This window comes from Streptomyces sp. NPDC056738 (assembly GCF_042790435.1).
GTDB lineage: Bacteria > Actinomycetota > Actinomycetes > Streptomycetales > Streptomycetaceae > Streptomyces.
Genome location: NZ_JBHTZF010000003.1, coordinates 701,492 through 726,918, shown reverse-complemented (window position 1 = coordinate 726,918; position 25,427 = coordinate 701,492). Strand labels below are relative to the sequence as shown.

20 protein-coding genes and 2 tRNA genes are annotated in these 25,427 nt (G+C 69.5%); 18 read left to right on the top strand and 4 right to left on the bottom strand.

Translation table 11 applies throughout. The features are described from left to right. Nucleotides 1-77 precede the first annotated feature (77 nt). Nucleotides 78-887 (top strand): Fpg/Nei family DNA glycosylase, encoded by an 810-nt coding sequence (locus tag ACFRIC_RS10790; RefSeq protein ID WP_382782574.1) that lies wholly within the window; start codon nucleotides 78-80, stop codon nucleotides 885-887. 49 nt (nucleotides 888-936) lie between these two features. Here the strand turns inward: ACFRIC_RS10790 and ACFRIC_RS10785 are convergent, their stop codons facing one another. Then, nucleotides 937-2,166, bottom strand: a complete 1,230-nt coding sequence (locus tag ACFRIC_RS10785; protein ID WP_382782572.1) for a GNAT family N-acetyltransferase — start codon at nucleotides 2,164-2,166, stop codon at nucleotides 937-939. Nucleotides 2,167-2,337: 171 nt separating this feature from the next. On the opposite strand from ACFRIC_RS10785, the gene ACFRIC_RS10780 reads away from it, so the two are divergent. Together ACFRIC_RS10780 and ACFRIC_RS10775 are read left to right on the top strand one after the other, a co-directional pair. Beyond that, nucleotides 2,338-3,510 carry a PP2C family protein-serine/threonine phosphatase gene (locus ACFRIC_RS10780; RefSeq protein WP_382782569.1) on the top strand — a complete coding sequence of 391 codons (1,173 nt, stop codon included), beginning with the start codon at nucleotides 2,338-2,340 and terminating at the stop codon, nucleotides 3,508-3,510. 58 nt (nucleotides 3,511-3,568) lie between these two features. Beyond that, entirely contained in the window at nucleotides 3,569-4,024 is a 456-nt protein-coding gene (locus tag ACFRIC_RS10775) for an HD domain-containing protein (RefSeq protein WP_382782567.1), read from the top strand. A 135-nt stretch (nucleotides 4,025-4,159) separates the two neighbouring features. On the opposite strand, the gene ACFRIC_RS10770 is transcribed toward ACFRIC_RS10775, so the two are convergent. Beyond that, nucleotides 4,160-5,344 carry an acyltransferase family protein gene (locus ACFRIC_RS10770; protein WP_382782566.1) on the bottom strand — a complete coding sequence of 395 codons (1,185 nt, stop codon included), beginning with the start codon at nucleotides 5,342-5,344 and terminating at the stop codon, nucleotides 4,160-4,162. 644 nt (nucleotides 5,345-5,988) lie between these two features. Here ACFRIC_RS10770 and ACFRIC_RS10765 point away from each other — a divergent pair. Beyond that, entirely contained in the window at nucleotides 5,989-6,183 is a 195-nt protein-coding gene (locus tag ACFRIC_RS10765; protein ID WP_103551386.1) for a hypothetical protein, read from the top strand. Nucleotides 6,184-6,397: 214 nt separating this feature from the next. Here ACFRIC_RS10765 and ACFRIC_RS10760 read toward each other — a convergent pair. After that, nucleotides 6,398-6,471 (bottom strand) — tRNA-Gly (locus tag ACFRIC_RS10760). A 151-nt stretch (nucleotides 6,472-6,622) separates the two neighbouring features. Here ACFRIC_RS10760 and ACFRIC_RS10755 point away from each other — a divergent pair. The 5 genes from ACFRIC_RS10755 to clpX all read left to right on the top strand — a co-directional run bounded on the left by ACFRIC_RS10755 (nucleotide 6,623) and on the right by clpX (nucleotide 11,602). Continuing rightward, a tRNA-Pro gene (locus ACFRIC_RS10755) sits at nucleotides 6,623-6,699 on the top strand. A 200-nt stretch (nucleotides 6,700-6,899) separates the two neighbouring features. After that, nucleotides 6,900-8,273: a trigger factor gene (gene tig / locus ACFRIC_RS10750; protein WP_382782562.1), complete on the top strand. Its 1,374-nt coding sequence runs from the start codon at nucleotides 6,900-6,902 to the stop codon at nucleotides 8,271-8,273. A 477-nt stretch (nucleotides 8,274-8,750) separates the two neighbouring features. Further along, entirely contained in the window at nucleotides 8,751-9,356 is a 606-nt protein-coding gene (locus ACFRIC_RS10745) for an ATP-dependent Clp protease proteolytic subunit (protein ID WP_037618823.1), read from the top strand. Between the two features lie 118 nt (nucleotides 9,357-9,474). Next, nucleotides 9,475-10,155: an ATP-dependent Clp protease proteolytic subunit gene (locus ACFRIC_RS10740; RefSeq protein WP_382782559.1), complete on the top strand. Its 681-nt coding sequence runs from the start codon at nucleotides 9,475-9,477 to the stop codon at nucleotides 10,153-10,155. A gap of 160 nt (nucleotides 10,156-10,315) precedes the next feature. Next, nucleotides 10,316-11,602, top strand: coding sequence for an ATP-dependent Clp protease ATP-binding subunit ClpX (gene clpX, locus ACFRIC_RS10735; protein WP_151471405.1), 1,287 nt, complete (start codon nucleotides 10,316-10,318; stop codon nucleotides 11,600-11,602). A 192-nt stretch (nucleotides 11,603-11,794) separates the two neighbouring features. On the opposite strand, the gene ACFRIC_RS10730 is transcribed toward clpX, so the two are convergent. After that, on the bottom strand, nucleotides 11,795-12,760 hold the full coding sequence (locus ACFRIC_RS10730; protein WP_382782556.1) for a hypothetical protein: 966 nt from the start codon (nucleotides 12,758-12,760) through the stop codon (nucleotides 11,795-11,797). Between the two features lie 137 nt (nucleotides 12,761-12,897). On the opposite strand from ACFRIC_RS10730, the gene ACFRIC_RS10725 reads away from it, so the two are divergent. From ACFRIC_RS10725 to rodA, 9 genes are all read left to right on the top strand, one after another. Beyond that, nucleotides 12,898-15,522: a valine--tRNA ligase gene (locus ACFRIC_RS10725; RefSeq protein ID WP_382782553.1), complete on the top strand. Its 2,625-nt coding sequence runs from the start codon at nucleotides 12,898-12,900 to the stop codon at nucleotides 15,520-15,522. A gap of 277 nt (nucleotides 15,523-15,799) precedes the next feature. After that, nucleotides 15,800-17,338 carry a bifunctional folylpolyglutamate synthase/dihydrofolate synthase gene (locus tag ACFRIC_RS10720; protein ID WP_382782550.1) on the top strand — a complete coding sequence of 513 codons (1,539 nt, stop codon included), beginning with the start codon at nucleotides 15,800-15,802 and terminating at the stop codon, nucleotides 17,336-17,338. 5 nt (nucleotides 17,339-17,343) lie between these two features. Continuing rightward, nucleotides 17,344-17,703 (top strand): DUF4233 domain-containing protein, encoded by a 360-nt coding sequence (locus tag ACFRIC_RS10715; protein WP_382782547.1) that lies wholly within the window; start codon nucleotides 17,344-17,346, stop codon nucleotides 17,701-17,703. A gap of 222 nt (nucleotides 17,704-17,925) precedes the next feature. Further along, nucleotides 17,926-18,339, top strand: coding sequence for a nucleoside-diphosphate kinase (ndk, locus tag ACFRIC_RS10710; RefSeq protein WP_045557536.1), 414 nt, complete (start codon nucleotides 17,926-17,928; stop codon nucleotides 18,337-18,339). A 441-nt stretch (nucleotides 18,340-18,780) separates the two neighbouring features. Beyond that, nucleotides 18,781-19,800 (top strand): rod shape-determining protein, encoded by a 1,020-nt coding sequence (locus tag ACFRIC_RS10705; protein ID WP_037618813.1) that lies wholly within the window; start codon nucleotides 18,781-18,783, stop codon nucleotides 19,798-19,800. A gap of 219 nt (nucleotides 19,801-20,019) precedes the next feature. Beyond that, nucleotides 20,020-20,958 (top strand): rod shape-determining protein MreC, encoded by a 939-nt coding sequence (gene mreC / locus ACFRIC_RS10700; RefSeq protein WP_382782543.1) that lies wholly within the window; start codon nucleotides 20,020-20,022, stop codon nucleotides 20,956-20,958. A gap of 19 nt (nucleotides 20,959-20,977) precedes the next feature. Continuing rightward, nucleotides 20,978-21,649, top strand: a complete 672-nt coding sequence (mreD, locus tag ACFRIC_RS10695) for a rod shape-determining protein MreD (RefSeq protein ID WP_382782540.1) — start codon at nucleotides 20,978-20,980, stop codon at nucleotides 21,647-21,649. 137 nt (nucleotides 21,650-21,786) lie between these two features. After that, nucleotides 21,787-24,045 carry a penicillin-binding protein 2 gene (gene mrdA, locus ACFRIC_RS10690; RefSeq protein ID WP_382782538.1) on the top strand — a complete coding sequence of 753 codons (2,259 nt, stop codon included), beginning with the start codon at nucleotides 21,787-21,789 and terminating at the stop codon, nucleotides 24,043-24,045. A 34-nt stretch (nucleotides 24,046-24,079) separates the two neighbouring features. Further along, the gene (gene rodA, locus ACFRIC_RS10685) at nucleotides 24,080-25,276 is read left to right on the top strand and encodes a rod shape-determining protein RodA (RefSeq protein ID WP_382782535.1); all 1,197 of its coding nucleotides are present in this window, start codon (nucleotides 24,080-24,082) and stop codon (nucleotides 25,274-25,276) included. The last annotated feature ends 151 nt before the right edge of the window (nucleotides 25,277-25,427 follow it).

Here is a 25,427-nt window from a genome sequence, read left to right as displayed (position 1 = left end):
GCCGCGGATCCGGGTGCCGGCGAACCGCCGGAGCCCGGGCCGCCGTCCGCCGGACGAGACAGACAGCAGGAGGAACGGTGCCCGAGGGGCACACCATTCACCGGCTCGCGGAGGACTACCTCGCCGCGTTCGGTGGCCGCGGCGTCCGCGTCACCAGCCCCCAGGGCAGGTTCGGTGACGCGGCGGCCCTCCTCGACGGATCGGTCCTGACCGAGACGCAGGCCCACGGCAAGCACCTCTTCCTCGGCTTCCGCCCCGAGCGCTGGATCCACATCCATCTCGGCCTCTTCGGCAAGGTCGGCTTCGGAGGCACGCCCGCCCCGCCGCCCACCGACACCGTCCGCCTGCGACTCGCGAACGAGACCGCGTACGTCGACCTGCGCGGCCCCACCACCTGCGCGCTGATCACGGACGACGAGAAACACGCGATACACGACCGCCTCGGCCCGGACCCGCTGCGCCCGGACGCCGATCCCGCCGCGGCCTACCGCCGGGTCTCCCGCAGCCGTACGACGATCGCCGCGCTGCTGATGGACCAGAAGGTGATCGCGGGGGTGGGCAACGTCTACCGCGCGGAGGTCCTCTTCCGGCACGGCATCGACCCGTACCGGGCGGGGAAGGATCTCGGCGCCACGGAATGGGACGCCATCTGGGCCGACCTCGTGGACCTCATGCGCGAGGGCGTCCGCAACAACCGCATCGACACCGTCCGGCCGGAGCACACCCCCGAGGCGATGGGCCGCCCGCCGCGCGTGGACGACCACGGCGGCGAGGTCTACGTCTACCGCAGGGCCGACCTGCCCTGCCACATCTGTGGCGGCGAGATCCGCACCGCCGATCTCGCCGCCCGCAACCTCTTCTGGTGCCCGGCCTGCCAGAAGGCCTGAGCGACCGCCGGGCGCCCGGCGCCCGCCGGACGGGAATCGTCGGACAGGCCTAGAACCCGTGCGGCAGCCACGGGGCGAGCGTCGACGTGAACGCCGTCGACGCCTCCGTCAGCGCTCCCTGCCGCAGTTCACGCACCCTGCCCGCCGCCGCCAGCGAGGCCAGCGACACACCGCCCAGATAGGCGGCCCCCAACTCCCGGACGGTCAGAGCGAGATCGGGAGCGTCCTCGGTCCGTGCGCACACCGCGCCCTTGGTGTCGCCGGTGAGCCGCCAACGCCCCTCGTTCCAGGGGCAGAAGGAGTCCTCGACCTCGAACACCACGTCCACCGGGGCCTGGTAGGCGCGCGCCTCCAGCGCCGCGCCGACCTCGACGAGCCGCACGTGCAGCGAGTCCTTCGTCCGAAGCTGGCAGCGGCGGATGTCGGAGACCATGTACTGCCAGGCGTCGTCCACGGGGCGACCCCGGGTCCGCAGCGTGGACGTCAGGTCGATGTCGAAGAGGAAGCGCCACAGCGCGGCCCGCACCGCCGGGTCCAGCCCCTCCAGATCCACCATCGCCACCGCGCCGTTGTGTCCGGCCGGACCCCACCCCGGCTTGACCCGGAAGCGCGTGTACCCCACGACCTCGCCGTCCCGCTCGGCGACGACGCACTGCAGCGGCGAGGCACCGTCGCGCTCGCTCTCGGGGTCGAGCAGCATGAGCCGCTCCCAGCCGGGCCGGCGCTCCAGCATCCCGGGCCGCAGCGGCACGAGCCGTGCGTACACCGCCTCGCACGCGTCCAGCACCTCGGCCGGCGCCGCGTAGCGCAGCCGTACGTCGTCCGTACCGGCCGGCACGGACAGCCGGACCCGGGCGGTGTCGATCTCCGCGCCGACGGACAGGGTCGCGATGCCGTAGCCGAAGCGCCCGTAGATCACCGGCTCCGACGCGACCAGGACGGCGAGCGACTCACCTCTGGCCCGTACGTCGTCGAGCTGGCGGCGCATCATCGCGGTCAGCACCCCGCGCCGCCGGTGCGTGGCCGCGACGCTCACCATCGTGACCCCGGCCGCGGGCACCGAGGCGCCGCCCGGCACCGTGACACGGAAGGAGAAGGCCCCCGCCGTGCCCACGCAGCTCTCCCCGTCCCACACGCCCAGCGAACGGTCGTACTCTGTGAGCGCGTTCCACAGCTCGCGCTCCTCGGACGACTCCGCCACACCTCCGAACGCGCGGATCAGGTTCTCGTACCATTCGTCCCAGTCGGCCTGCCGCAGCACCCGAACGTCAGTCGTCATAGCCCATGCCTACCAGGGCAATGCGGTACGAGCGAGGGAATTTCGCCCGTCCGCGGCGGCCCCCGGCGCGCACGCGCCGGCGCGGTTCTCTGTGAAGTTGAGCGCTCGGAGGGGGGACAAGTAGGACCTCCCGTGCCAAGCGCCTGGTCCGATGGATAGGGTCCCGAACTAATGGCAGCAGGACGAGGGCGGCGCGCCGCAGCCGATACGTTCACGGCCCGGTTGAAGATGCAATGGCACCGGGCCCGAACAGGGCTGCGCAGATCCGCCGTCGACTACTTCCGCGGGGACGGTTCCGACTGGATCGCCCTGGCCGGTCTGCTGATCATGATCCCGGTGATCGCCTCCACGACCCTGGTCAACTCGGTGTGGTGCTCACCCGCCGCCCTGGTCCTGCCGATCGTGGCCGGCGGCCTGCTGCTGCGGCCCGCCAGCCTGCTCGGGCTGTACGCGGCCGCCGCCACCGCGCTGATAGTGGAGTCCGTGAAGCTCGGCCCCTACACCGAGGGCCCCTCCCGGGTGACGCCCGGCGTGGTCCTGGTGGTCGCGGCCTGCGGCTTCTTCGGACTGCTGATCGCACAGTTCCGCAGCCGCGTGGGCGTGCCCTGGCGGCGCGGCGGCACCATGCTCTTCGACCTGCGCGAACGCATCCGCGTGCAGAGCAAGCTGCCGAAGCTGCCGGTGGGCTGGCACCGCGAGATGGCGCTGCGCCCGGCGGGCGGCCAGTCCTTCTCCGGGGACTTCGTCGTGGCCGCGCGGACGAACGGCGGCCGGACCCTCGAAGTCGTCCTGACGGACGTCTCCGGCAAGGGCATGGACGCGGGGTCACGCGCCCTGCTGCTGTCCGGGGCCTTCGGCGGACTCCTCGGCTCCCTGCCGCCGCACGCCTTCCTGCCCGCCGCGAACGGCTATCTGCTGCGCCAGGACTGGGACGAGGGCTTCGCGACCTCGATCCATCTGGTGCTCGACCTCGACTCGGGCGACTACGAACTCTTCTCCGCCGGACACCCGCCGGGCCTCCAGCTCAGCGCGGGCAGCGGCCGCTGGGAGGAGAAGGCCGCAGAAGGCCCCCTGCTCGGCGTGTACGACGGCGCCCAGTTCGACCCGGTGAAGGGCTCGCTGCGGCCCGGGGACGTGCTCATGCTGTTCACGGACGGCCTGGTGGAGACCGCCGACCGGGACATCGTCGAGGGCATCGACCGGCTCACCGGAGAGGCCGACCGCTATGTCGCCGGCGGCTTCCACGGCGCCGCCTGGCACCTCATCGAGGCGGTCGCCAGGGACGTCAACGACGACCGGGCCCTCCTGCTCATCTGCCGCGACGCCCTGGCCCCGGTCCGCTGACCGCCCCCGCGGTCCCCGCGACACGAGCCGCGGCCCGTACCGAGGAGACACTGATCGCGTGACCCGACCTCTCCTGACCCTCGCCGAAGTCGAAGCGCTCGCCCGCGCGGCGCACGCGGCCCAGACCGACAAGGCCGGCCGGCCGTACGCCGAGCACCTCCAGGCCGTGGCGGACGGCGTCCGCGAGCGCGGCGGCGACGACGACCAGATCGCGGCGGCCTGGCTGCACGACGCCGTCGAGGACGACGCCCTCTCCGAGGAGTGGCTGGACGGGGCCGCGCTGAGCCCTCGTACGAAGGACATCGTGCGGGCGCTCACCAAGGCGGACGGCGAGGCCCCGGAGTCCTACGCCCGACGCGTCCGCACCACCCGGGGCGCCCTGCTGGTCAAGGCCTCCGACCTGGCCCACAACTCCGACCCGGGCCGCCTCGCCGTCCTCGACGAGCTCACCCGGGCCCGGCTCACGAGGAAGTACGCGACGATGCGCTCCCTGCTCGGGCTGCCGCCGGGCTGAACGCCGACACGCGGAAGGGCGGGCCCGGATCGCTCCGGGCCCGCCCTTCTCGTACGCCTCTGACGCGCCTCTCGTCCGCCGACCGGCCTCGCGGCCCTCGGCCGGCCCGTGTCCGGCCGATCGCCCGCCGCGCCGCTAGACGCCGGCCTTGGCCCGCTCCCGGGCCGCCTGGGCCGGGTCCGGCTTGAACGCCCACGTCATCTTCGGCTCCATCGAGAACCGGAAGATCCGCTGGACCGGCCGGGTGCACAGGACGGTGACGAGCGCGGCCGCGAATACCGTCACGAGCACCTCGCCGAGCGGCTTGTGCAGCCACCCGTGGTCGAACCAGCCCCAGTACTCGGACGCCTTGACGACGAAACCGTGCAGCAGATAGCCGTACAGCGTGCCCGCGCCCAGCGCCGTGAACCAGAACGTGCGCCGCGGCACCCAGGCGAAGAAGCAGGCCGTGAGCACCAGCGAACAGCCGTAGAGCGCGAGCGTCATGACGACGCCGGCCCACCAGGGGGCACCCAGCTCCTGCGCGCTGTCACGGTGGAAGAACCACGCGGTGTTCATCCGGGGCACCGCCCACCAGCCCACCAGCAGCGCCGCCGCGAAGACCGGCACCGACAGGACGCGCACCTCGCGGCGGCGCACCATCTGGAAGTGCTCGGGCTTCATGAACAGACCGAGGACGAAGAACGGCAGGAACTGCAGCACCCGCTGGAGGTCCAGGTCGTCACCGATCTCGGGCGAGACGGACGCGAGCAGGGCGAGGCACACCGCCACCGGGACCGGCCAGCGGACCACCTTCCACAGCGGGGTGGTCAGCCGCCAGATGAACAGCGCGACCAGGAACCAGGTGAGGTACCAGGGGTCGAGCAGGCTGATCGCCTGGTCCGGGTCGCCGCCGGCGAAGCGGTCGAAGAGCGAGTACGCCGTCTCGAACAGGACGTACGGGACGACCACGCCGGTGACCAGCCGCTTCAGCCGGTCGGGGCGCATGTCGAAACTGCGCGAGAAATAGCCGGAGATGATGATGAACGCCGGCATGTGGAAGGTGTACACGACCGTGTACAGCGCTTCCAGGACGCGGCTCTGCCCCTTCAACGGCTCCCACGCGTGACCCATGGCCACGAGCACGATCGCCAGGTACTTGGCGTTGTCGAAGAAGGCGTCGCGCTGCTTGGCGGGCTTGGCGCCCGGCGCGGTCTCCGGCGCGGTGCCCGCCGTCGCGGACGCCCGGGGGGAGCGCTGGCTCGGCACCGCGTCCACCGACTGCTGCGCCGGGGGGAGTGGTGATCTGTGGTGGCCGTGGGGTCGGAGCGAGTTGGTCACAGGCCCTCCCGCCAAGAACTCAGGGGGATGTTTCTGGACCTCGCTGCGCGATCGGGGGGAGTGGCGGCGTGGAACATCTGAGGCACCCTAGCGTCGTCTGTGCGTTCTCGTAAAACGCCCGATGTCATTCCTGCTTATCCCTCGCGCGTACCCCGGATTCGGAGATGTGTGCCTGCCGATCCGCAAGTGGTTCCGTATATCGATTCGCTTACCGGCGAAGAGTGTTCTGTCCTGATTCGTACCGACTTAGCGGTGCATAACGCCCGCGGGCGACTCCGGTCATATGTCCGGTTCGAGCGTCTTTGGTGGCCCGTGCGTCGTGTTCGCGGTGTGCCGGTGACAACAATTCGAATTACCTGCGAACAGGATGTGTGGACATGGCAACCGTTGCTGAGAATTCGCTGTGCAGGGCGCCTTCGAATTGCGTCACGGGGCAGTCTCCCCGGCGTGCTCCCGGGCGGCTCGGGCCGTGCGGTGCGGCGTGGTTCGGGTGGGGCGCGGGCCCACTCCGGAGCCGGGCCCGGGCCAACGATGCGTCACCTGTCGCATACGAGTGGCCCGTTGGTGGCACGATGGTTCTGGCGGGGGTGTGCGGGGCTGCACTCCCGGGCCGGGAGCGGACCGACCGTAGGGTGTGATCAGTTGTGGCCATTTCGCTGTCAGTGGTGCTGCTGTTGGCGATCATCCTCGTGGTGTTGATCCGAGGGGGATCCATCAAGCCGGGGCCCGCCATCGTCGCGGTCCTCTTCGGCTTCTTCCTCGCGTCGACCGGTATGGCTCCCTCCATCAACCGGTTTCTCGACTCGATAGCGCAGACCATCAACTCGATCAGTTTCTGAACGGGACGCGGCGAAAAGCGTCCTCCGCCGGATCACGGACGAGGCGCCGCGCGGCCCACGCCGGGCGCGCGCCGGCGACCGCGCGCGCCGTCCGCGAACATCCGTCCGCCCGAAACTCCGACGGACCGGACCCGGAACTCCGGCAGAGCGGAAGCCCCCGGAAACGACGAGAGCCAGGCGGGGAATCCATCCTCCGGCCTGGCTCTACGTCATATGGAGCGGGCGACGGGAATCGAACCCGCGTAGCTAGTTTGGAAGACTAGTGCTCTACCATTGAGCTACGCCCGCACAGCATGCGCCGCAGGTCAGCGACCGCGGCACAGAAAGCATCGTAGCGGGTCGACGGCCCGCAACGCACACCCCGTTCCCGTCCGCGTCGGTGCTCGCGAAATGCTGCGGTCGCACTGCCTGCGGGCATGTACCCTACGTGTCGCACCGACGGGGTGTGGCGCAGCTTGGTAGCGCGTCCGCTTTGGGAGCGGAAGGCCGTGGGTTCAAATCCCGCCACCCCGACCACCGGCAGGGCCGCTCAGGATCCGCCCGGACAAGATCACCTTTTGGGGCGTGTACCGCCTGCGGTTACTATGCAAGCTGCGTGCCCGTATGTCTGCAGTGTTACGTCTCTCAAGGGCCGCTGAATCCGCCCAGGGCCCTGCCCGGCCGGCAACAGCACGCAGCAGAACCCCCCAAGAAGTCAGCCACAAGGAGACCGAACCGTGAAGAGCGCCGTGGAGACCCTGAACCCGACCCGGGTTCGGCTCACTGTCGAGGTGCCCTTCGAGGAGCTCAAGGACAGCCTCGACGCGGCGTACAAGAAGATCAACCAGCAGGTCACGGTGAAGGGGTTCCGGAAGGGCAAGATCCCGGCGCGCGTCATCGACCAGCGGTTCGGTCGCGGCGCCGTGCTCGAAGAGGCCGTCAACGACGCGCTCCCGAAGTTCTACACCGAAGCGGTCAACGAGGCTGAGCTGAACGTTCTCGGCCAGCCCGAGGTCGACATCACCGAGCTGAAGGACGGCGAGACGCTGAACTTCACCGCGGAGGTCGACGTCCGCCCGACCATCGAGATCCCGGACTACTCCGGCATCGAGGTCGAGGTCGACGCCATCGAGGTCAGCGACGAGGACGTCGAGAAGGCCGTCTCGGACCTGCGTGAGCGCTTCGCCTCGACCTCCCCGGTCGAGCGCGCCGCCCAGGACGAGGACGTCGTCACCCTGGACCTCGAGGCCAAGGTCGACGGAGAGGTCCTGGAGGACGGTGTCGCGAGCGGTGTCTCGTACACCATCGGCTCCGGCGAGCTGCTCGAGGGCATCGACGAGGCCGTGAAGGGCCTGGAGGCCGGTGGCGAGGCCACCTTCACCTCCGAGCTCAAGGGCGGCTCCGCCGCGGGCAAGGAGGCCGAGGTCACCGTCAAGGTCACCCAGGTCGCCGCCCGTGAACTGCCCGAGCTGGACGACGAGTTCGCGCAGCTCGCCTCCGAGTTCGACACCCTCGACGAGCTCAAGGCGGACAGCCGCAAGCGCCTCGAGAACATGAAGCAGTACGACCAGGCCACGCAGGCCCAGGAGCGCGTCCTGGAGAAGCTGCTGGAGCTCGTCGAGGTGCCCGTCCCCGAGAAGCTGCTCGAGGACGAGATCAACACCCGTAAGCACAACCTCGAGCACCACCAGCTCGGCCAGATGGGCCTCGACCTCGCGAAGTACCTGGAGATCCAGGGCAAGACCGAGGAAGAGTTCGACGCCGAGACCAAGGAAGCCGCGGTCAAGGGCATCAAGACGCAGTTCGTCCTCGACGAGCTCGTCAACAAGGAGAAGCTGAACGTCAACCAGGAGGAGCTCACCGAGCACCTCATGCGTCGCGCGGCCTCCTCCGGCATGTCCCCCGACCAGTTCGCCCAGGCGGTCGTCGAGGGTGGCCAGGTCCCGATGCTCGTCGGCGAGGTCGCCCGCGGCAAGGCCCTCGCGGTCGTCGTCGAGGCCTCCACGGTCAAGGACACCAACGGCGAGATCGTCGACCTGGACGACGAGGAGGACGAGACGGCCGAGACCGTCGAGGCCACCACGGAGTCCGAGGAGACCACCGAGGCCTGATCGCCTCAGCCTCAGCAGCAAGCCCTGACGGGCCCCCGGGGACTTCACGTCCCCGGGGGCCCGTCCGCTTACCCGGGAAGCCAGGAACCCCGGGGGACGTCTCGCCGAGGGCCCCACGGGCCGACCCAGGGGCGCGAGGAACTGCGCGAGCAACCCCCACGGCCCCCGCAGCCGCGATCCGCCCCCGGGGCTCACGGCGGGTGCGGCCTTCCGGGGGACTGGCAACGCCCCGAGCCGGTGGACGAGGGGCGCCCGGAGCCCTGGTGAAGCCCGCGCAGCGCATGCGCTCACAGCGAACAGTTCCCTCTGCGGGATTCCCCGGAGGGACCCGCGCGTTAGGGTCCATGAATACGAGGGCAGGGGAGTCTCCGGACGCCGTCGGGAGGCGGCGCGGAACCCGGGGTCCCAGGCCCTGCAGAAGACGTGAGACGGCCCGGCGCCGTCGCAAGACGAGCAGGTGGATACGTGACGAATCTGATGCCCACAGCTGCCGGCGACCCCATCGGTGGTGGCCTCGGCGACCAGGTCTACAACCGACTGCTCGGCGAGCGGATCATCTTCCTCGGCCAGGCGGTCGACGACGACATCGCCAACAAGATCACGGCGCAGCTGCTGCTCCTTGCCGCCGACCCGGACAAGGACATCTACCTCTACATCAACAGCCCCGGCGGATCGATCACGGCCGGCATGGCGATCTACGACACCATGCAGTTCATCAAGAACGACGTGGTGACGATCGCCATGGGCATGGCGGCTTCGATGGGCCAGTTCCTCCTCAGCGCCGGCACCCCCGGCAAGCGCTTCGCGCTGCCGAACGCCGAGATCCTGATCCACCAGCCCTCCGCGGGTCTCGCGGGCTCCGCGTCGGACATCAAGATCCACGCCGAGCGGCTGCTGCACACCAAGAAGCGGATGGCTGAGCTGACCGCCTTCCACACCGGTCAGACCGTGGAGCAGGTCACGCGCGACTCGGACCGCGACCGCTGGTTCGACCCGATCGAGGCCAAGGAGTACGGCCTCATCGACGACATCGTGCCCACCGCTGCCGGGATGCCGGGCGGCGGCGGCACCGGGGCGTCGTAAGCCCCTCCAGCGCCCCCGAGGGCGGCGCGGGGCCTCTTCCCGCCCTCGGGTGGGGTCAGGCCCCCAGCGCGCCCTCAGCCGACCGCTCAGCCCTTTTCAAGGCTTTCCAGGAGACACAGTGAACGACTTCACCGGCAGCGGCCTCTACGCCCGCACGCAGGCCGAGTACACCGGTCCTCGCGCGGAGTCCCGCTACGTCATCCCGCGCTTCGTCGAGCGCACCTCGCAGGGCGTGCGCGAGTACGACCCGTACGCGAAGCTGTTCGAAGAGCGCGTGATCTTCCTCGGCGTGCAGATCGACGACGCCTCCGCCAACGACGTCATGGCGCAGCTCCTGTGCCTGGAGTCGATGGACCCCGACCGTGACATCTCGGTCTACATCAACAGCCCCGGTGGCTCGTTCACGGCCCTCACGGCCATTTACGACACCATGCAGTTCGTCAAGCCGGACATCCAGACGGTCTGCATGGGCCAGGCCGCCTCGGCCGCCGCGATCCTGCTGGCCGCCGGTACGCCGGGCAAGCGCATGGCGCTCCCGAACGCCCGTGTGCTGATCCACCAGCCCTACAGCGAGACCGGCCGCGGGCAGGTCTCGGACCTCGAGATCGCCGCGAACGAGATCCTGCGGATGCGCGGTCAGCTCGAGGACATGCTGGCCAAGCACTCGACCACGCCGATCGAGAAGATCCGCGAGGACATCGAGCGCGACAAGATCCTCACGGCCGAGGACGCGTTGGCCTACGGCCTGATCGACCAGATCATTTCCACCCGGAAGATGAACAACTCCGCGGTGGTGTGACGTATCGCTGTATCGTCTGCCGCTCCTTGGCACGGTTCACGACAAAGTGAACCGCGCCAAGGGGGGCCCGAACGAGGGGCTCGGCAAGGTACCGTCGGACATAAGGCAGCACCAGGAGCCGCTGGACCCAGGCGGCTCCCAGGCGAAGGGGAAGCACACCGTGGCACGCATCGGTGACGGCGGCGATCTGCTCAAGTGCTCGTTCTGCGGCAAGAGCCAGAAGCAGGTCAAGAAGCTCATCGCAGGCCCCGGTGTGTACATCTGCGACGAGTGCATCGACCTCTGCAACGAGATCATCGAGGAAGAACTCGCGGAGACGAGCGAGGTGCGCTGGGAGGAACTCCCCAAGCCCCGCGAGATCTACGAGTTCCTCGAGGGCTACGTGGTCGGCCAGGAGTCGGCCAAGAAGGCCCTCTCCGTCGCGGTCTACAACCACTACAAGCGCGTCCAGGCCGGTGAGAACAGCACGGGCCAGAACCGCGAGGACGCCATCGAGTTGGCGAAGTCCAACATCCTTCTGCTGGGCCCCACGGGCTCCGGCAAGACGCTCCTCGCCCAGACGCTCGCGCGCATGCTGAACGTCCCGTTCGCCATCGCCGACGCGACGGCGCTGACGGAGGCGGGATACGTCGGCGAGGACGTCGAGAACATCCTGCTGAAGCTCATCCAGGCCGCCGACTACGACGTCAAGAAGGCCGAGACGGGGATCATCTACATCGACGAGATCGACAAGGTCGCCCGTAAGAGCGAAAACCCGTCGATCACGCGCGACGTCTCCGGTGAGGGCGTGCAGCAGGCCCTGCTCAAGATCCTCGAGGGCACGACGGCCTCGGTGCCGCCGCAGGGCGGACGCAAGCACCCGCACCAGGAGTTCATCCAGATCGACACGACGAACGTCCTGTTCATCGTGGGCGGTGCCTTCGCGGGCCTGGAGAAGCTCATCGAGTCCAGGGCCGGCGCGAAGGGCATCGGCTTCGGCGCGACGATCCGCTCGAAGCGCGAGCTGGAGTCCAAGGACCAGTTCGAGGCCGTCATGCCGGAGGACCTGGTCAAGTTCGGCATGATCCCCGAGTTCATCGGCCGTCTCCCGGTCATCACCTCGGTCCACAACCTGGACCGCGAGGCCCTCCTGCAGATCCTGGTCGAGCCGCGCAACGCGCTGGTGAAGCAGTACCAGCGCCTCTTCGAACTCGACGGTGTGGAGCTGGACTTCGAGCGTGAGGCGCTGGAGGCCATCGCCGACCAGGCCATCCTGCGCCAGACCGGAGCCCGAGGCCTGCGCGCCATCATGGAGGAAGTCCTCCAGGCCGTGATGTACGAAGTCCCGTCCCGCAAGGACGTGGCCCGCGTCGTCATCACCGCCGACGTGGTCCTGCGCAACGTCAACCCGACCCTGATCCCGAGGGACGCCCGCCGCGGCGGCCCGGGCGAACAGAAGACGGCGTAGGCACCAGCACCCAGGAACGAAGGGGCGCCCGGCGATCAGTTCGCCGGGCGCCCCTCTTTTCACGCTCGCGTTGTCTTCCGGTCCCGCGTGCTCCCGTGCGTACGGGCGCCCCGGCCGGAGCGGGGCGAACGCCCGTGCGGGGCCCGGCCGACCGGCCGGGCCCCGCACGTCGAACCTGTTCCGCGGACGGCGTCAGATCTTCTGACGGACGTCCTTGCGGAGCTTCGCGGCGATCTCGGCCGCGGACTCGGGCGTGCTGCCCTTGCCGGCCATCATGCTCGCGAAGTCGATCGGCATCACGAACCCGAGCGTGCTGTGGTCGCCCCAGATGCACACCGGCATCGTGAACTCCTTCGGCCCGGCGGCACCCGTGCTGGAGGAGTCGTTCTTGACCTTGATCTCCTGGCACTTGAGGACGGCACCGTCGAGCGCGCTCGGCGTGTACGCCTTCGGGCTGCCGACGAGCTCGCCGTCCTTGGTGCCTTCCTTCTCCTGGTTCGTCTTCATGTCGGCGAACATGTTGTCGACGGCCTTCTCGGGGTCGTCGATGGTTCCCCAGACACCGCCGAACGAGATCTGCTTCATCGCCAGCGGGTTGCTCTTGTCGCCCGACTGGTAGGCCGCGTTGACGTCCTTGGGGCTCTTCACACCCCAGCCCTCGGCGTCCTTGAGGTCGTCCTTGGTCATGCCGCCGCTGCTGTCGCTGCCGTCGGTGGACTTCTTGTACTCGCCACCGAGGACCGACGCGGGCGTCGTCAGCTTGTGCGGGCCGTCGTCCGCCACGTCGGAGCCGCTGCTGCCGCCGAGGACGAGGTACGCGCCCACCGCGATGGCCGCGACCACGGCCACGCCGCCGATGATCAGGGCCGTCTTCTTCTTGCCGCCGGACGGCTCGGGCGGCATCGGGACCGTGCCGTACGGAGGCTGCTGCCCGTAGGCGGGCGGCTGGCCGTACGGGGGAGTCTGCGGCGGCACGCCCGGCGCCTGCTGGGGATAGCCGTAGCCGGGCTGCGCGGGGGGAGCCTGCTGGGGGTAGCCGTAGCCGGGCTGAGGGGCGGGCGGCTGCTGGCCGTAGGGGCCCGGCTGGCCGCCCGGCTGACCGTAGGGTCCGGGCTGCTGGGGCTGCCCGCCGTACGGGCCCGGCTGGTTGTAGCTCATTTCTGGGTTCCCCTCCAGATGCCTTATGTGTTCCTGACATCCTGACGCACAGGTCGGACGGTCAAGTCCGCAGGGGGTGCACCGTTACGAAGTAATCCCGTTTCGGGACCGGGGCGTGACGCCTCTAAACTGATCCCGTGACCGAGAACGCTCAGCAGCAGCCATCAGAGCCCAACACCGAACTGCCGACCCAGTACGCGCCGGCCGATGTAGAGGGGCCGCTGTACGAGCGCTGGGTAGAGCGCGGCTACTTCGAGGCGGACGCGAAGAGCGACAAGCCTCCGTTCACGGTGGTCATCCCGCCGCCGAACGTCACCGGCAGCCTGCACCTCGGGCACGCCTTCGAGCACACCCTCATCGACGCCCTCACGCGCCGCAAGCGCATGCAGGGCTTCGAGACGCTGTGGCAGCCCGGCATGGACCACGCCGGCATCGCCACGCAGAACGTCGTCGAGCGGGAGCTGGGCAAGGAGGGCAAGTCGCGGCACGACCTCGGCCGGGAGGCGTTCGTCGAGCGTGTCTGGCAGTGGAAGGCCGAGTCCGGCGGGCAGATCTCCGGCCAGATGCGCCGTCTCGGTGACGGTGTCGCCTGGTCGCGCGAGCGCTTCACGATGGACGAGGGCCTGTCCCAGTCCGTCCAGACCATCTTCAAGAAGCTCTACGACGACGAGCTGATCTACCGCGCCGAGCGCATCATCAACTGGTGCCCGCGCTGTCTGACCGCGATCTCCGACATCGAGGTCGAGTACCAGGACGACGACGGCGAGCTGGTCTCCATGAAGTACGGGGACGGGGACGACGCGATCGTCGTCGCCACCACCCGTGCCGAGACGATGCTCGGTGACACCGCCGTCGCGGTCCACCCGGAGGACGAGCGGTACAAGCACCTCGTCGGCAAGCTCATCAAGCTGCCGCTGACCGACCGCTCCATCCCGGTCGTCGCGGACGAGCACGTCGACCCCGAGTTCGGCACCGGCGCCGTCAAGGTGACGCCCGCTCACGACCCGAACGACTTCGAGATCGGGCAGCGCCACAACCTGCCCAACATCGCCGTCATGGACGAGCACGCGGTCATCACGGTCCCCGGCCCCTTCCAGGGCCTGGACCGCCTGGAGGCACGCTCCGCCATCGTCGGCGCCCTGCGCGCCGAAGGCCGGATCGTCGCCGAGAAGCGGCCCTACAGCCACTCCGTCGGCCACTGCTCGCGCTGCAAGACCACCATCGAGCCGCGCCTGTCCATGCAGTGGTGGGTCAAGGTCGGCCCCCTCGCGAAGGCCGCGGGCGACGCCGTCCGCGACGGCCGGGTCAAGATCCACCCGCAGGAGATGGAGAAGCGGTACTTCGACTGGGTCGACAACCTCCACGACTGGTGCATCTCGCGGCAGTTGTGGTGGGGCCACCGCATCCCGGTCTGGTACGGCCCGAACGGCGAGATCGTCTGCGTCGGCCCGGACGACGAGGCCCCCACGGGCGAGGGCTGGCACCAGGACACCGACGTCCTCGACACCTGGTTCTCCTCCGGCCTGTGGCCGTTCTCCACGCTCGGCTGGCCCGAACAGACCGAGAGCCTCGCGAAGTTCTACCCGAACTCCGTCCTGGTCACCGGCTACGACATCCTCTTCTTCTGGGTCGCCCGGATGATGATGTTCGGCCTGTACGCGATGGACGGCACCCCGCCGTTCCACACCATCGCCCTGCACGGCATGGTCCGCGACCAGTTCGGCAAGAAGATGTCCAAGTCCTTCGGGAACGCGGTCAACCCGCTGGACTGGATGGACAAGTACGGCTCCGACGCGCTGCGGTTCACCCTCGCGCGCGGCGCCAACCCGGGCGTCGACGTCCCGATCGGCGAGGACTGGGTCCAGGGCTCGCGCAACTTCGCCAACAAGATCTGGAACGCCACCCGCTTCGCGCTCATGAACGGCGCGACGGTCGAGGGCGAACTCCCCGCCGCCGAGGAGCTGTCGGCCACCGACCGCTGGATCCTGTCCCGGCTGAACGCCACGGTCGCCGAAGTCGACGCCCTGTACGACGACTTCCAGTTCGCCAAGCTGTCGGACGCGCTGTTCCACTTCGCGTGGGACGAGGTCTTCGACTGGTACGTCGAGCTGTCCAAGACGACGTTCATGGCGGGCGGCGAGCCGGCGAAGGTCTCCGGCCGGGTCCTCGGCGAGGTCCTGGACGTCACCCTCCGCCTCCTCCACCCGATCGTCCCGTTCGTCACGGAGACCCTCTGGACCACCCTCACGGGCGGCGAGTCGGTCGTCGTCGCCGAGTGGCCGACCGACTCCGGCTTCCGTGACACCGCCGCCGAGCAGGAGATCGAGAAGCTCCAGCAGGTCATCACGGAGGTCCGCCGCTTCCGCGCCGACCAGGGCCTCCAGCCCGGCCAGCGGGTCCCGGCCCGGCTGACCCTCGACGGGACCGCGCTGGCCCCGCACGAGGCGGCCATCCGCCAGCTCCTGCGGCTCCAGCCGGAGGGCGAGGGCTTCTCGGCCACGGCGACGCTGCCGGTGGCGGGTGCCACGGTCGCGCTCGACCTGTCGGGCACGATCGACGTCGCCGCCGAGCGCAAGCGTCTGGCCAAGGACCTCGCCGCCGCCGAGAAGGAGAAGGCCCAGGCCAACGCCAAGCTCGGCAACGAGGCGTTCCTCGCCAAGGCGCCGGACAACGTCGTGGACAAGATCCGCGGGCGGCTCGCCAAGGCGGACGAGGACATCGCCCGCATCCAGACCCAGCTGGAGCGCCTGCCCGAGGCGTAGCCCGCCCCGACGCAGATGAAGGCCCCCGGAACCATCCAGTTCCGGGGGCCTTCCGCCGTACACGACAGACTTTCTTCGCCCCCTCCGCCCCTACCCGTCCCGTACCCGGGGCTCCGCCCCGGACCCCGCTCCTCAATCGCCGGAGGGGCTGAATTCCCTGGATCGGGGGTCTGGGGCGGCAGCCCCCAGGGGTGGGACGGGAAGGGGCGGAGGGGGCGAAAACCCCCATGCGGCCCCACACGCCCCCACACCCCCGCCACCTCCGTAGACTGGCCCCGTGAGTGACCTCCCCCCGCACGACAGCAGCGCGTCCGACGAGTCGCAGGACCGCGACCCGCACGGTCTCTTCGACGAGATCGTGGCGAACGAGACCGAGCGCGACCCCGACCTCGCCGTGATCGAGGCCGGCAGCCGCACCCTGCGCACCCAGGGCGGCAGCGGCCCGCAGGCCGACGTACCCGGGCGTCCCTCGGACCCCGAGGTCGACAAGGCGCTGCGCGAGGTCGAGGCCGAACTCGCCACCCGCTGGGGCGAGACGAAGCTGGAGCCGTCCGTCGCCAGGATCGCCGCGCTGATGGACGTCCTCGGGGAGCCGCAGCGCGCGTACCCCTCGATCCACATCACGGGCACCAACGGCAAGACCTCCACCGCCCGCATGATCGAGGCCCTCCTCGGCGCCTTCGACCTGCGCACCGGCCGCTACACCAGCCCCCACGTGCAGTCGATCACCGAGCGCATCAGCCTGGACGGGGCGCCGCTGCCCGCCGAGCGCTTCGTGGAGACGTACAACGACATCAAGCCCTACGTCGAGATGGTCGACGGGCAGCAGGAGTACCGGCTGTCCTTCTTCGAGGTGCTCACCGGCATGGCGTACGCCGCCTTCGCGGACGCGCCCGTGGACGTCGCCGTCGTCGAGGTCGGCATGGGCGGAAGCTGGGACGCCACGAACGTGATCGACGGGGACGTCGCCGTGGTGACCCCCATCGACCTCGACCACACCGACCGCCTCGGTGAGACGCACGCCGAGATCGCCACCGAGAAGGCGGGCATCGTCAAGCAGGACGCCACCGTCATCCTCGCCCAGCAGCCGGTCGACGCGGCCCAGGTGCTGCTGAAGAAGGCCGTGGAGGTCGACGCGACGGTGGCCCGCGAGGGCCTCGAATTCGGTGTCGTCTCACGGCAGATCGCGGTCGGCGGGCAGCTCCTCACGCTGCGCGGCCTCGGCGGCGAGTACGAAGAGGTCTTCCTGCCGCTGCACGGCGCCTACCAGGCGCACAACGCCGCCGTGGCGCTCGCCGCGGTCGAGGCGTTCTTCGGCGTCGGCTCGGCCCACGCCCAGCGGCTCGACATCGACACCGTGCGCAAGGCGTTCGCCTCGGTCACCTCGCCCGGCCGCCTGGAGATCGTGCGCCGCTCGCCCACCGTGGTGCTCGACGCCGCGCACAACCCCGCGGGCGCCCGCGCCACCGCCGAGGCCGTGAGCGAGGTCTTCGACTTCAGCCGGCTCATCGGCCTCGTCGGCGCGAGCGGCGACAAGAACGTGCGCGGGGTGCTCGAAGCCTTCGAGCCGATCTTCGCGGAGGTCGTCGTCACCCAGAACTCCAGCCATCGCGCGATGGACGCGGACGAACTCGCCGGGATCGCCGTCGAGGTCTTCGGCGAGGACCGGGTGCAGGTCGAACCGCGGCTCGACGACGCCCTGGAGGCCGCCATCACGCTCGCCGAGGAAGAGGGCGAGTACGCGGGCGGCGGCGTCCTGGTCACCGGTTCCGTCATCACGGTCGGCGAGGCCCGACTGCTCCTGGGGAGGGGCTGACTCTCGTGCGTACGCTCTGTGCTTCCACGCTGATCAGCGAGTTCTTGGTCATCGGCTTCGCCGGTCTCGTCGCCATGAAGGACCCCGATCTGTCCACGGCCACGGTCTGGACGGTCTGCGGGATCCTCATGGCGCTCAGCGTGCTGCTGTGCGGCATGATCACGCGGCCCGGCGGTGTCCAGCTCGGCTGGGCGCTGCAGATCCTGCTGATCGCCGGCGGGTTCTTCGTGCCGTCCATGTACATCCTGGGCGTGGCCTTCGCCGCCCTGTGGTGGGCCTCGGTCCACTACGGCCGGAAGATCGACGAGGCCAAGGCCCGGTTCGCCGCGCAGGCCCAGGCCGAGCCGAGCGGCAACCCGGCCTAGGTCCGGCCGAGCCGAGCGGCGACCCGGCCCAGGGCCGGCCGCGTGGCAGTAACCCGGCCGAGCCGAGTGGCAACCCGCCCTGGGGCCGGCCGTTCCGGCCCGGGGCGGGTCCGGGAGCGGACTCGGGCGTGGGCCCGTATCACCTGACGCTGTGTGACAGCGACCCGGACACGCCCTGTAGCCTCGGTCATCCGCACCCGTGTGACCCGAAGGAGCTTTCCCGTGAGCCAGCGCACCCTCGTCCTTCTCAAGCCCGACGCCGTACGTCGCGGCCTGACCGGCGAGATCATCAGCCGCATCGAGCGCAAGGCCGGCTGGCAGATCACCGCGCTGGAGCTGCGGACGCTGGACCAGGACACGCTGGAGCAGCACTACGGCGAGCACAAGGGCAAGCCCTTCTACGAGCCGCTGGTGGCGTTCATGGCCTCCGGTCCGGTCGTGGCCCTGATCGTCGAGGGCGAGCGGGTCATCGAGGGTGTGCGCGCCCTGGCCGGCCCGACCGACCCGATCGCCGCCGCCCCCGGTTCCATCCGCGGTGACTACGGCGTGATCGTGCGCGAGAACCTGATCCACGCCTCCGACTCCGAGGAGTCCGCCGAGCGCGAGGTGAAGATCTTCTTCCCCGGCCGCGCCTGAGCGTACGGACGAAGGCTCCGCGCCCGCGTCCGCGCGCACGGACGGTCACCGTCCGGCGTACGGACGGTCGCGCCCGAGGCGGCGGGCGGCCTCGCCGAGGCCGCCCGGACGATCTCCGGAGCGCGTGGAGTCGTACATTTTCAAAGAATTTTCTGAGACTGTGTCAGCACGGCTGCGGCAGTCTGACCTGGGACGGCCCTGAAAAATCAGGCCGTCCCGTGGCATATGCGCGCTGATCGGGGGAACGCGTGACCCCGATGGCCCGTCTCCACAAGCGAGTCGCTCCGCCATCTGCCGACAATGGCCAAGACCCTCGCGCAGTGTTCGTGCAGGCGCGTCTACGATGGAAGCGTTCACGTCGCTGCACCAACCTCGCGCCGTCCCTAAAAAGCCGTCAACGTTCGCTTTGGGAAGGCCAGACGAATCCTGATGGGGAACTCAATGTCGTTCATCGGCCGTGACATGGCTGTCGACCTCGGGACCGCCAACACGCTGGTGTACGTCAGGGGTCGAGGGATCGTACTCAACGAGCCGTCCGTCGTCGCGATCAACACCAACACCGGCGGGATCCTCGCGGTGGGCGCGGAAGCCAAGAAGATGATCGGGCGGACGCCGGGCAACATCGTTGCCGTGCGCCCGCTGAAGGACGGCGTCATCGCCGACTTCGAGATCACCGAGCGCATGCTCCGCTACTTCATCCTGAAGATCCACAAGCGGCGTTATCTCGCCCGCCCCCGTGTCGTCGTCTGTGTGCCCTCGGGCATCACGGGCGTCGAGCGCCGTGCCGTCATCGAGGCGTCGTCCCAGGCCGGCGCCCGACAGGTGCACATCATCGAGGAGCCCATGGCCGCGGCCATCGGCGCCGGCCTGCCGGTCCACGAGGCCACGGGCAACATGGTGGTGGACATCGGCGGCGGCACCACGGAGGTCGCGGTCATCTCGCTCGGCGGCATCGTCACCGCCCAGTCCATCCGCGTCGCGGGTGACGAGCTGGACAACGCGATCATCCAGTACATCAAGAAGGAGTACAGCCTCCTTCTGGGTGAGCGGACGGCCGAGCAGATCAAGATCACGATCGGATCCGCGTACGACCTCGACACTGACGAGCACACCGAAATCCGCGGCCGGGACCTGGTCTCCGGTCTGCCCAAGACGGTCGTCATCTCCGCCGCGGAGGTCCGCAAGGCCGTCGAAGAGCCGGTCAACGCGATCGTCGACGCCGTGAAGACGACGCTCGACAAGTGTCCGCCCGAGCTCTCCGGTGACGTGATGGACCGGGGCATCGTCCTCACCGGCGGCGGGGCCCTGCTGCGCGGCCTGGACGAGCGGCTGCGCCGCGAGACCGGCATGCCGATCCACATCGCCGAGGACCCGCTCGACAGCGTGGCGCTCGGGTCGGGCAAGTGTGTCGAGGAGTTCGAGGCGCTCCAGCAGGTTCTGGACGCCCAGCCCCGCAGATGACGTAACACTTCGATTCCGCCGTACGAGATCACCCCTTCTCGTGCGGCGGATCGTTGGTATGGAGGCATAAACTCCTGCGACATAAGAGTCAAAACCTCCCCCATAACAGCCACCCCGTCTCACCACCCCCACCCCAGCCTCATCGCACCGTGGGCATCCTTTTCGCCCAGGGCGCGCCCCTGTTGACCCAATACGACGAGGAAGGCACGGCCGCCGCACGTGAGGGACACACGAGAGAGCCGGCTGCTCCTGGTGCTGCTGATCGCCATCGCGTTCGCACTGATCACGGTGGACATCCGCGGCGGGCAGGACTCACCGGTCGACGGCGCCCGCCAGGCCGCCGCGACGGTCTTCGGCCCGATCGAGAACGGAGTGTCGTCCGCGGTCGACCCCGTCGGCAACGCGATCTCCGCGGTCCGCGACTCGGGTGACCGGCACAGCCGCATCGCCCAACTGGAGCACGACAACGCGGCGTTGAAGGCGAAGCTCGGTAGCGACGACCGCAACCGCAGCCGCCTGAAGCAGCTCGACAAGATGATCAAGGTGGCGGGCGAGGGCCAGTACGGCATCAAGGGCGCCGAAGTGATCGCCATAGGGGCGGCCCAGGGCTTCTCCTGGACCGTCACCATCGACGTCGGCGCCAACGACGGCATCCAGCGCGACATGACCGTCCTGAACGGCGACGGACTGGTCGGCCGGGTCACCACCGTCGGCCCCGACACCGCGACGGTGCTCCTCGCCAACGACCCCGACTTCACCGTCGGCACCCGCATGGAGTCCACCGACGAACTCGGCTTCGCCTCCGGGCAGGGCGACCGCCCGCTGCGCGTCGAGCTCCTCAACGCCAAGGCGAAGATCAAGAAGGGCGACCGGCTGGTCACCTTCGGATCGCAGTCCGACAAGCCGTTCGTGCCGGGCGTCCCCGTCGGCGTCGTCTCCCGGGTCGACCCCTCCGGCGGCGACCTCACCCGCACGATCTACGTGACGCCGTTCGTGTCGTTCACCAAGCTCGACATCGTCGGCGTGGTCGTCGCGGCACCCAAGAGCGACCCGCGCGACACCGTGCTGCCCCCGAAACCCAGACCGACGCCCACGCCGACCGTGACCGTGACGGTCACGCCCTCGGCCAGCGCCACCGACCTCGGCCAGCAGCAGTAAGCAGGAGGAGCCGAATCCCATGCGTTTCAACAGGATGCTGCTCTCCGTCACCCTGGTGGTCGTCGCCCTGGTGATCCAGGTGAGCGTTCTCGCCCGACTCCATCTCCCGGGCGCCGTCCCCGACCTGGTGCTGCTGACCGTGCTCGCGCTCGCCCTGGTCTACGGGCATGTCGGCGGCGCGCTCATCGGCTTCGGCGCGGGTCTGCTCTCCGACCTCGCCCCGCCCGCCGACCACGCCGCCGGACGCTACGCCCTCGTGCTCTGCGTCGTCGGCTATCTCGCCGGCCTCGCCAAGCCCGAGAACGGCAGACTCAAATCGGCCACCGGCCCGATGGTCGTGGTCGTCGCCGCCGCGATCGGCTCCACCGTGCTCTACGCGGGCGTCGGCGCCCTCGTCGGCGACACCGCCGCCCGCCATGTCGGGCTCAGCAGCCTGCTCATCACGGCCGCGCTCTACGACCTGCTGCTCGCGCCCTTCGTCGTGCCGGTGCTGATGTGGCTGGCCCGGCGGGCCGAGAACGATCCGCTCGCCGACGGCGGTTCGGCCTCCAAGGCGGCCGACGTCTCCTCGGGCTGGCTGTCCTCCGGCACCGGCCTGCGCATCGGCAGCCAGCGCGGCGGACTGCGCGTGAAGGCGGCCAAGGCGCGAGTCGCCCGCGCCGGACGCATCAAGGGGGTCAAGCGGCTGTGACGACAGCGACGCGGCCCGTCCGCCCGCCGGCCCAAGCGTCCCGGACGTCACGGGACTTGACCGGCCGCGGTGTCACCACGCACAGGTTCGCCGTGTACTCGTATGACTCGTACACACACTGAGAGGGGGAGGCAGCAGTGACCAACATCCCGGAGACCGGCCGGACCCCACGGGTCCAGATCCGGCTCGTCGTCATCCAGATTCTCGTACTCTCCCTTCTCGGCACCCTCGGCGGACGCCTCTGGTTCCTCCAGATCCGCAACGGCAACGAGTACGCCAAGGAAGCCTCCGGCAACCACGTCCAGCAGGTCGTCCAGCCCGCCGTGCGCGGCTCGATCCTCGACGCGCGCGGTGTGCCGATCGCCGACAACGAGACCCGCCTCGTGGTCTCCGCCTCGCGCACGGACCTGATGAAGATGGCGGACGACGGCAAGGCCGTCCTCACCAAGCTCGCCGGCGTGCTCGGCCTCAAGCCCCAGGACGTCATCCAGAAGGTCCGCCTCTGCGACGCCAAGACGCCGCAGCCGTGCTGGAACGGCTCGCCCTACCAGCCGATCCCGATCACCGACAAGGCCACCCCGCGCCAGGCCCTGCAGATCCGCGAGCGCTCCGAGGACTTCCCCGGCATCACCGCCGAGCCGGAGGCCGTGCGCCGTTACGCGGCCCCCGGCAAGGCCAACACCGCGCAGGTCCTCGGCTACCTCTCGCCCGTCACCGACGACGAGATCACCAAGGCCAAGGACACCGACTCGCCCTACCTGCGCTCCGACCAGGTCGGCCGCTCCGGCCTGGAGCGCCAGTACGACAAGGCCCTGCGCGGCAAGGCCGGCGTCACCCGCTACGAGGTCGACAACCTCGGCCGCGTCATCGGCAAGGCCAAGAGCGACAAGGCCGAACCCGGCGCCAACCTCGTCACCAGCATCGACGCCCGCGTCCAGCGCGTCGCCGAGTACGAGCTGGACTACGCGATGAAGGTCGCCCGGACCCAGTTCGACAAGATCACCGGCGAGAACTACAAGGCCGACTCCGGCGCCGTCGTCGTCATGGAGGCCAAGACCGGCCGCGTCGTCGCGATGGCGTCCGCCCCGACGTACGACCCGAACGCCTGGGTCGGCGGCATCTCCGGCAAGGACTACACCGCCCTCACCGGCAAGAAGTCCAACTACCCGCTCCTGAACCGCGCCATACAGGGTCAGTCGGCGCCCGGTTCGACGTTCAAGGTGGTCTCCACCGCCGCCGCGGTCCAGGCCGGATACGCCTTCGACGGGCACTACCCGTGCACCAGCTCGTACTCCGTCGGCAGCCAGGTCTTCAAGAACTTCGAGGGAGAGAGCTTCGGCCCGATCTCCCTGGGCCGGGCGCTGGAGGTCTCCTGCGACACCGTCTTCTACGGACTCGCCGACAACGAGTGGAAGAAGGACGGCGGCATCAACCCGAAGAAGAAGCCCAAGGACTACTTCTACAAGACCGCCCACCAGTTCGGACTGGGTCAGACGACCGGCATCGACCTCCCCAACGAGGTCACCGGCCGCGTCCCGGACCGCGACTGGAAGCTGAACTACTGGAAGGCCAACAAGGACGCCTGGTGCAAGACGGGCAAGAAGAACGGCACCTACGTCCAGCGGATCGAGTACGAGAACTGCCTCGAGGGCAACAAGATGCGCGAGGGCGACTCGATCAACTACTCCATCGGCCAGGGTGACACCCTCGTCACCCCCATCCAGGAAGCCGCCATCTACTCCGCGGTCTCCAACGGCGGCACTCTGTACGAGCCGACCATCGGCAAGGCGATCGTCAGCGCCGACGGCAGGACCGTCCAGGAGATCAAGCCGAAGGTCAACGGCAAGCTGCCGGTCAGCAAGGCGACGCTCAAGGGCATGAACGAGGCCTTCGCGGGCGTCGTCACCCGCGGTACCGCGGCCTGGAAGTTCGGCGGCTGGCCGCAGGACAAGATCCCGCTGCACGCCAAGACCGGTACCGCGGAGGTCTACGGCAAGCAGACGACGTCCTGGCTCGCCACGTACTCCAAGGACTACTCGATCATCATGACGATCTCCCAGGCCGGTACGGGTTCGGGAGCGTCCGGTGAGGCCGTCCGCAAGATCTACAACGCGCTCTACGGCGTCTCCGCCGACGGCACCATCAACAAGAAGAACGGCCTCCTGCCGACCCCGCAGAAGGGTCTGCCGAAGGTCCAGACCGACGGCACGATCGAGTCCGGCCGCATCTCCAAGGACCCGGCCAAGGACCAGCAGGCCAGCCAGGCACCCAAGGACGCCACCCCCGACCCGAACCTGCCCGCCGGCACCACGGCCTCGCCCACCGGCGGCAACCGTGTCACCCGAAGGCGAACGGCCCGCCCGCCGAAGGGGCGGGGGAAGAGGATCCCGACATGACGAGGGCGGCGACCAAGGCACTGAGGATCCTGACATGACCGGAGCCAACAACTTCTCCGTCTCCCGGTACGGACCCGAGCGCGCGGGCTGGACCCGCCTGCTCGCCCGCGACTCGATCGCCCGAAGGCTCGACTGGCCGATACTGCTGTCGGCCGTCGCGCTCTCGGCGATCGGCTCGGCCCTCGTCTACTCGGCGACCCGCAACCGCACCGAGATCAACCAGGGCGACCCGTACTACTTCCTGCTCCGCCACATGATGAACACCGGCATCGGCTTCGGCCTGATGATCGGCACGATCTGGCTCGGCCACCGCACCCTGCGCACGGCCGTGCCGATCCTGTACGGCATCTCGGTCTTCATGATCCTGCTGGTGCTGACCCCGCTCGGCGCGACCATCAACGGCCAGCGCAACTGGCTCGTCGCCGGCGGACTGTCGCTCCAGCCCGCCGAGTTCATCAAGATCACGATCATCCTGGGCATGGCCATGTTGCTGGCCACACGGGTCGACGCGGGCGACAAGCAGTACCCCGACCACCGCACCGTGGTCCAGGCGCTGGGTCTCGCCGCCGTCCCGATGCTGATCGTGCTGCTCATGCCCGACCTCGGCACGATCATGGTCGCCGTCGTCATCGTGCTCGGCGTGCTGCTCTCCTCCGGCGCCTCCAACCGCTGGGTGTTCGGCCTCATCGGCGCGGGCGCCCTCGGCGCGGTCGCCGCCTGGCGGCTGCACGTCCTCGACGAATACCAGATCAACCGCTTCGCGGCCTTCGCCAACCCCGACCTCGACCCGGCGGGCGTCGGCTACAACACCAACCAGGCCCGTATCGCCATCGGTTCCGGCGGCCTCTTCGGCACCGGCCTCGGCCACGGCTCGCAGACGACCGGCCAGTTCGTCCCCGAACAGCAGACGGACTTCGTCTTCACCGTCGCGGGCGAGGAACTGGGCTTCGTGGGCGCGGGCCTGATCCTGCTGCTCCTCGGCATCATCCTGTGGCGCGCCTGCCGCATCGCCCGCGAGACGACCGAGCTCTACGGCACGATCGTCGCCGCCGGGATCATCGCCTGGTTCGCGTTCCAGTCCTTCGAGAACATCGGCATGACCCTCGGGATCATGCCGGTCGCCGGTCTGCCCCTGCCGTTCGTGTCCTATGGAGGATCTTCCATGTTCGCGGTCTGGGTCGCGATCGGCCTCCTGCAGTCGATCAGGGTGCAGCGCCCGATGTCGGCCTAGGGCCGGTCTGACCGTTCCCGTCTGCCCGGCCCCGGCGGAGCGAGGCCGGGGCTTGGCCGGCAGGCCCGGCGGAGTGACGCGGGGGGTCTCGCGCCGACCGGCCCGGCGCAGCGAGGCCGGGGCTTGGCCGGCAGGCCCGGCGGAGCGACGC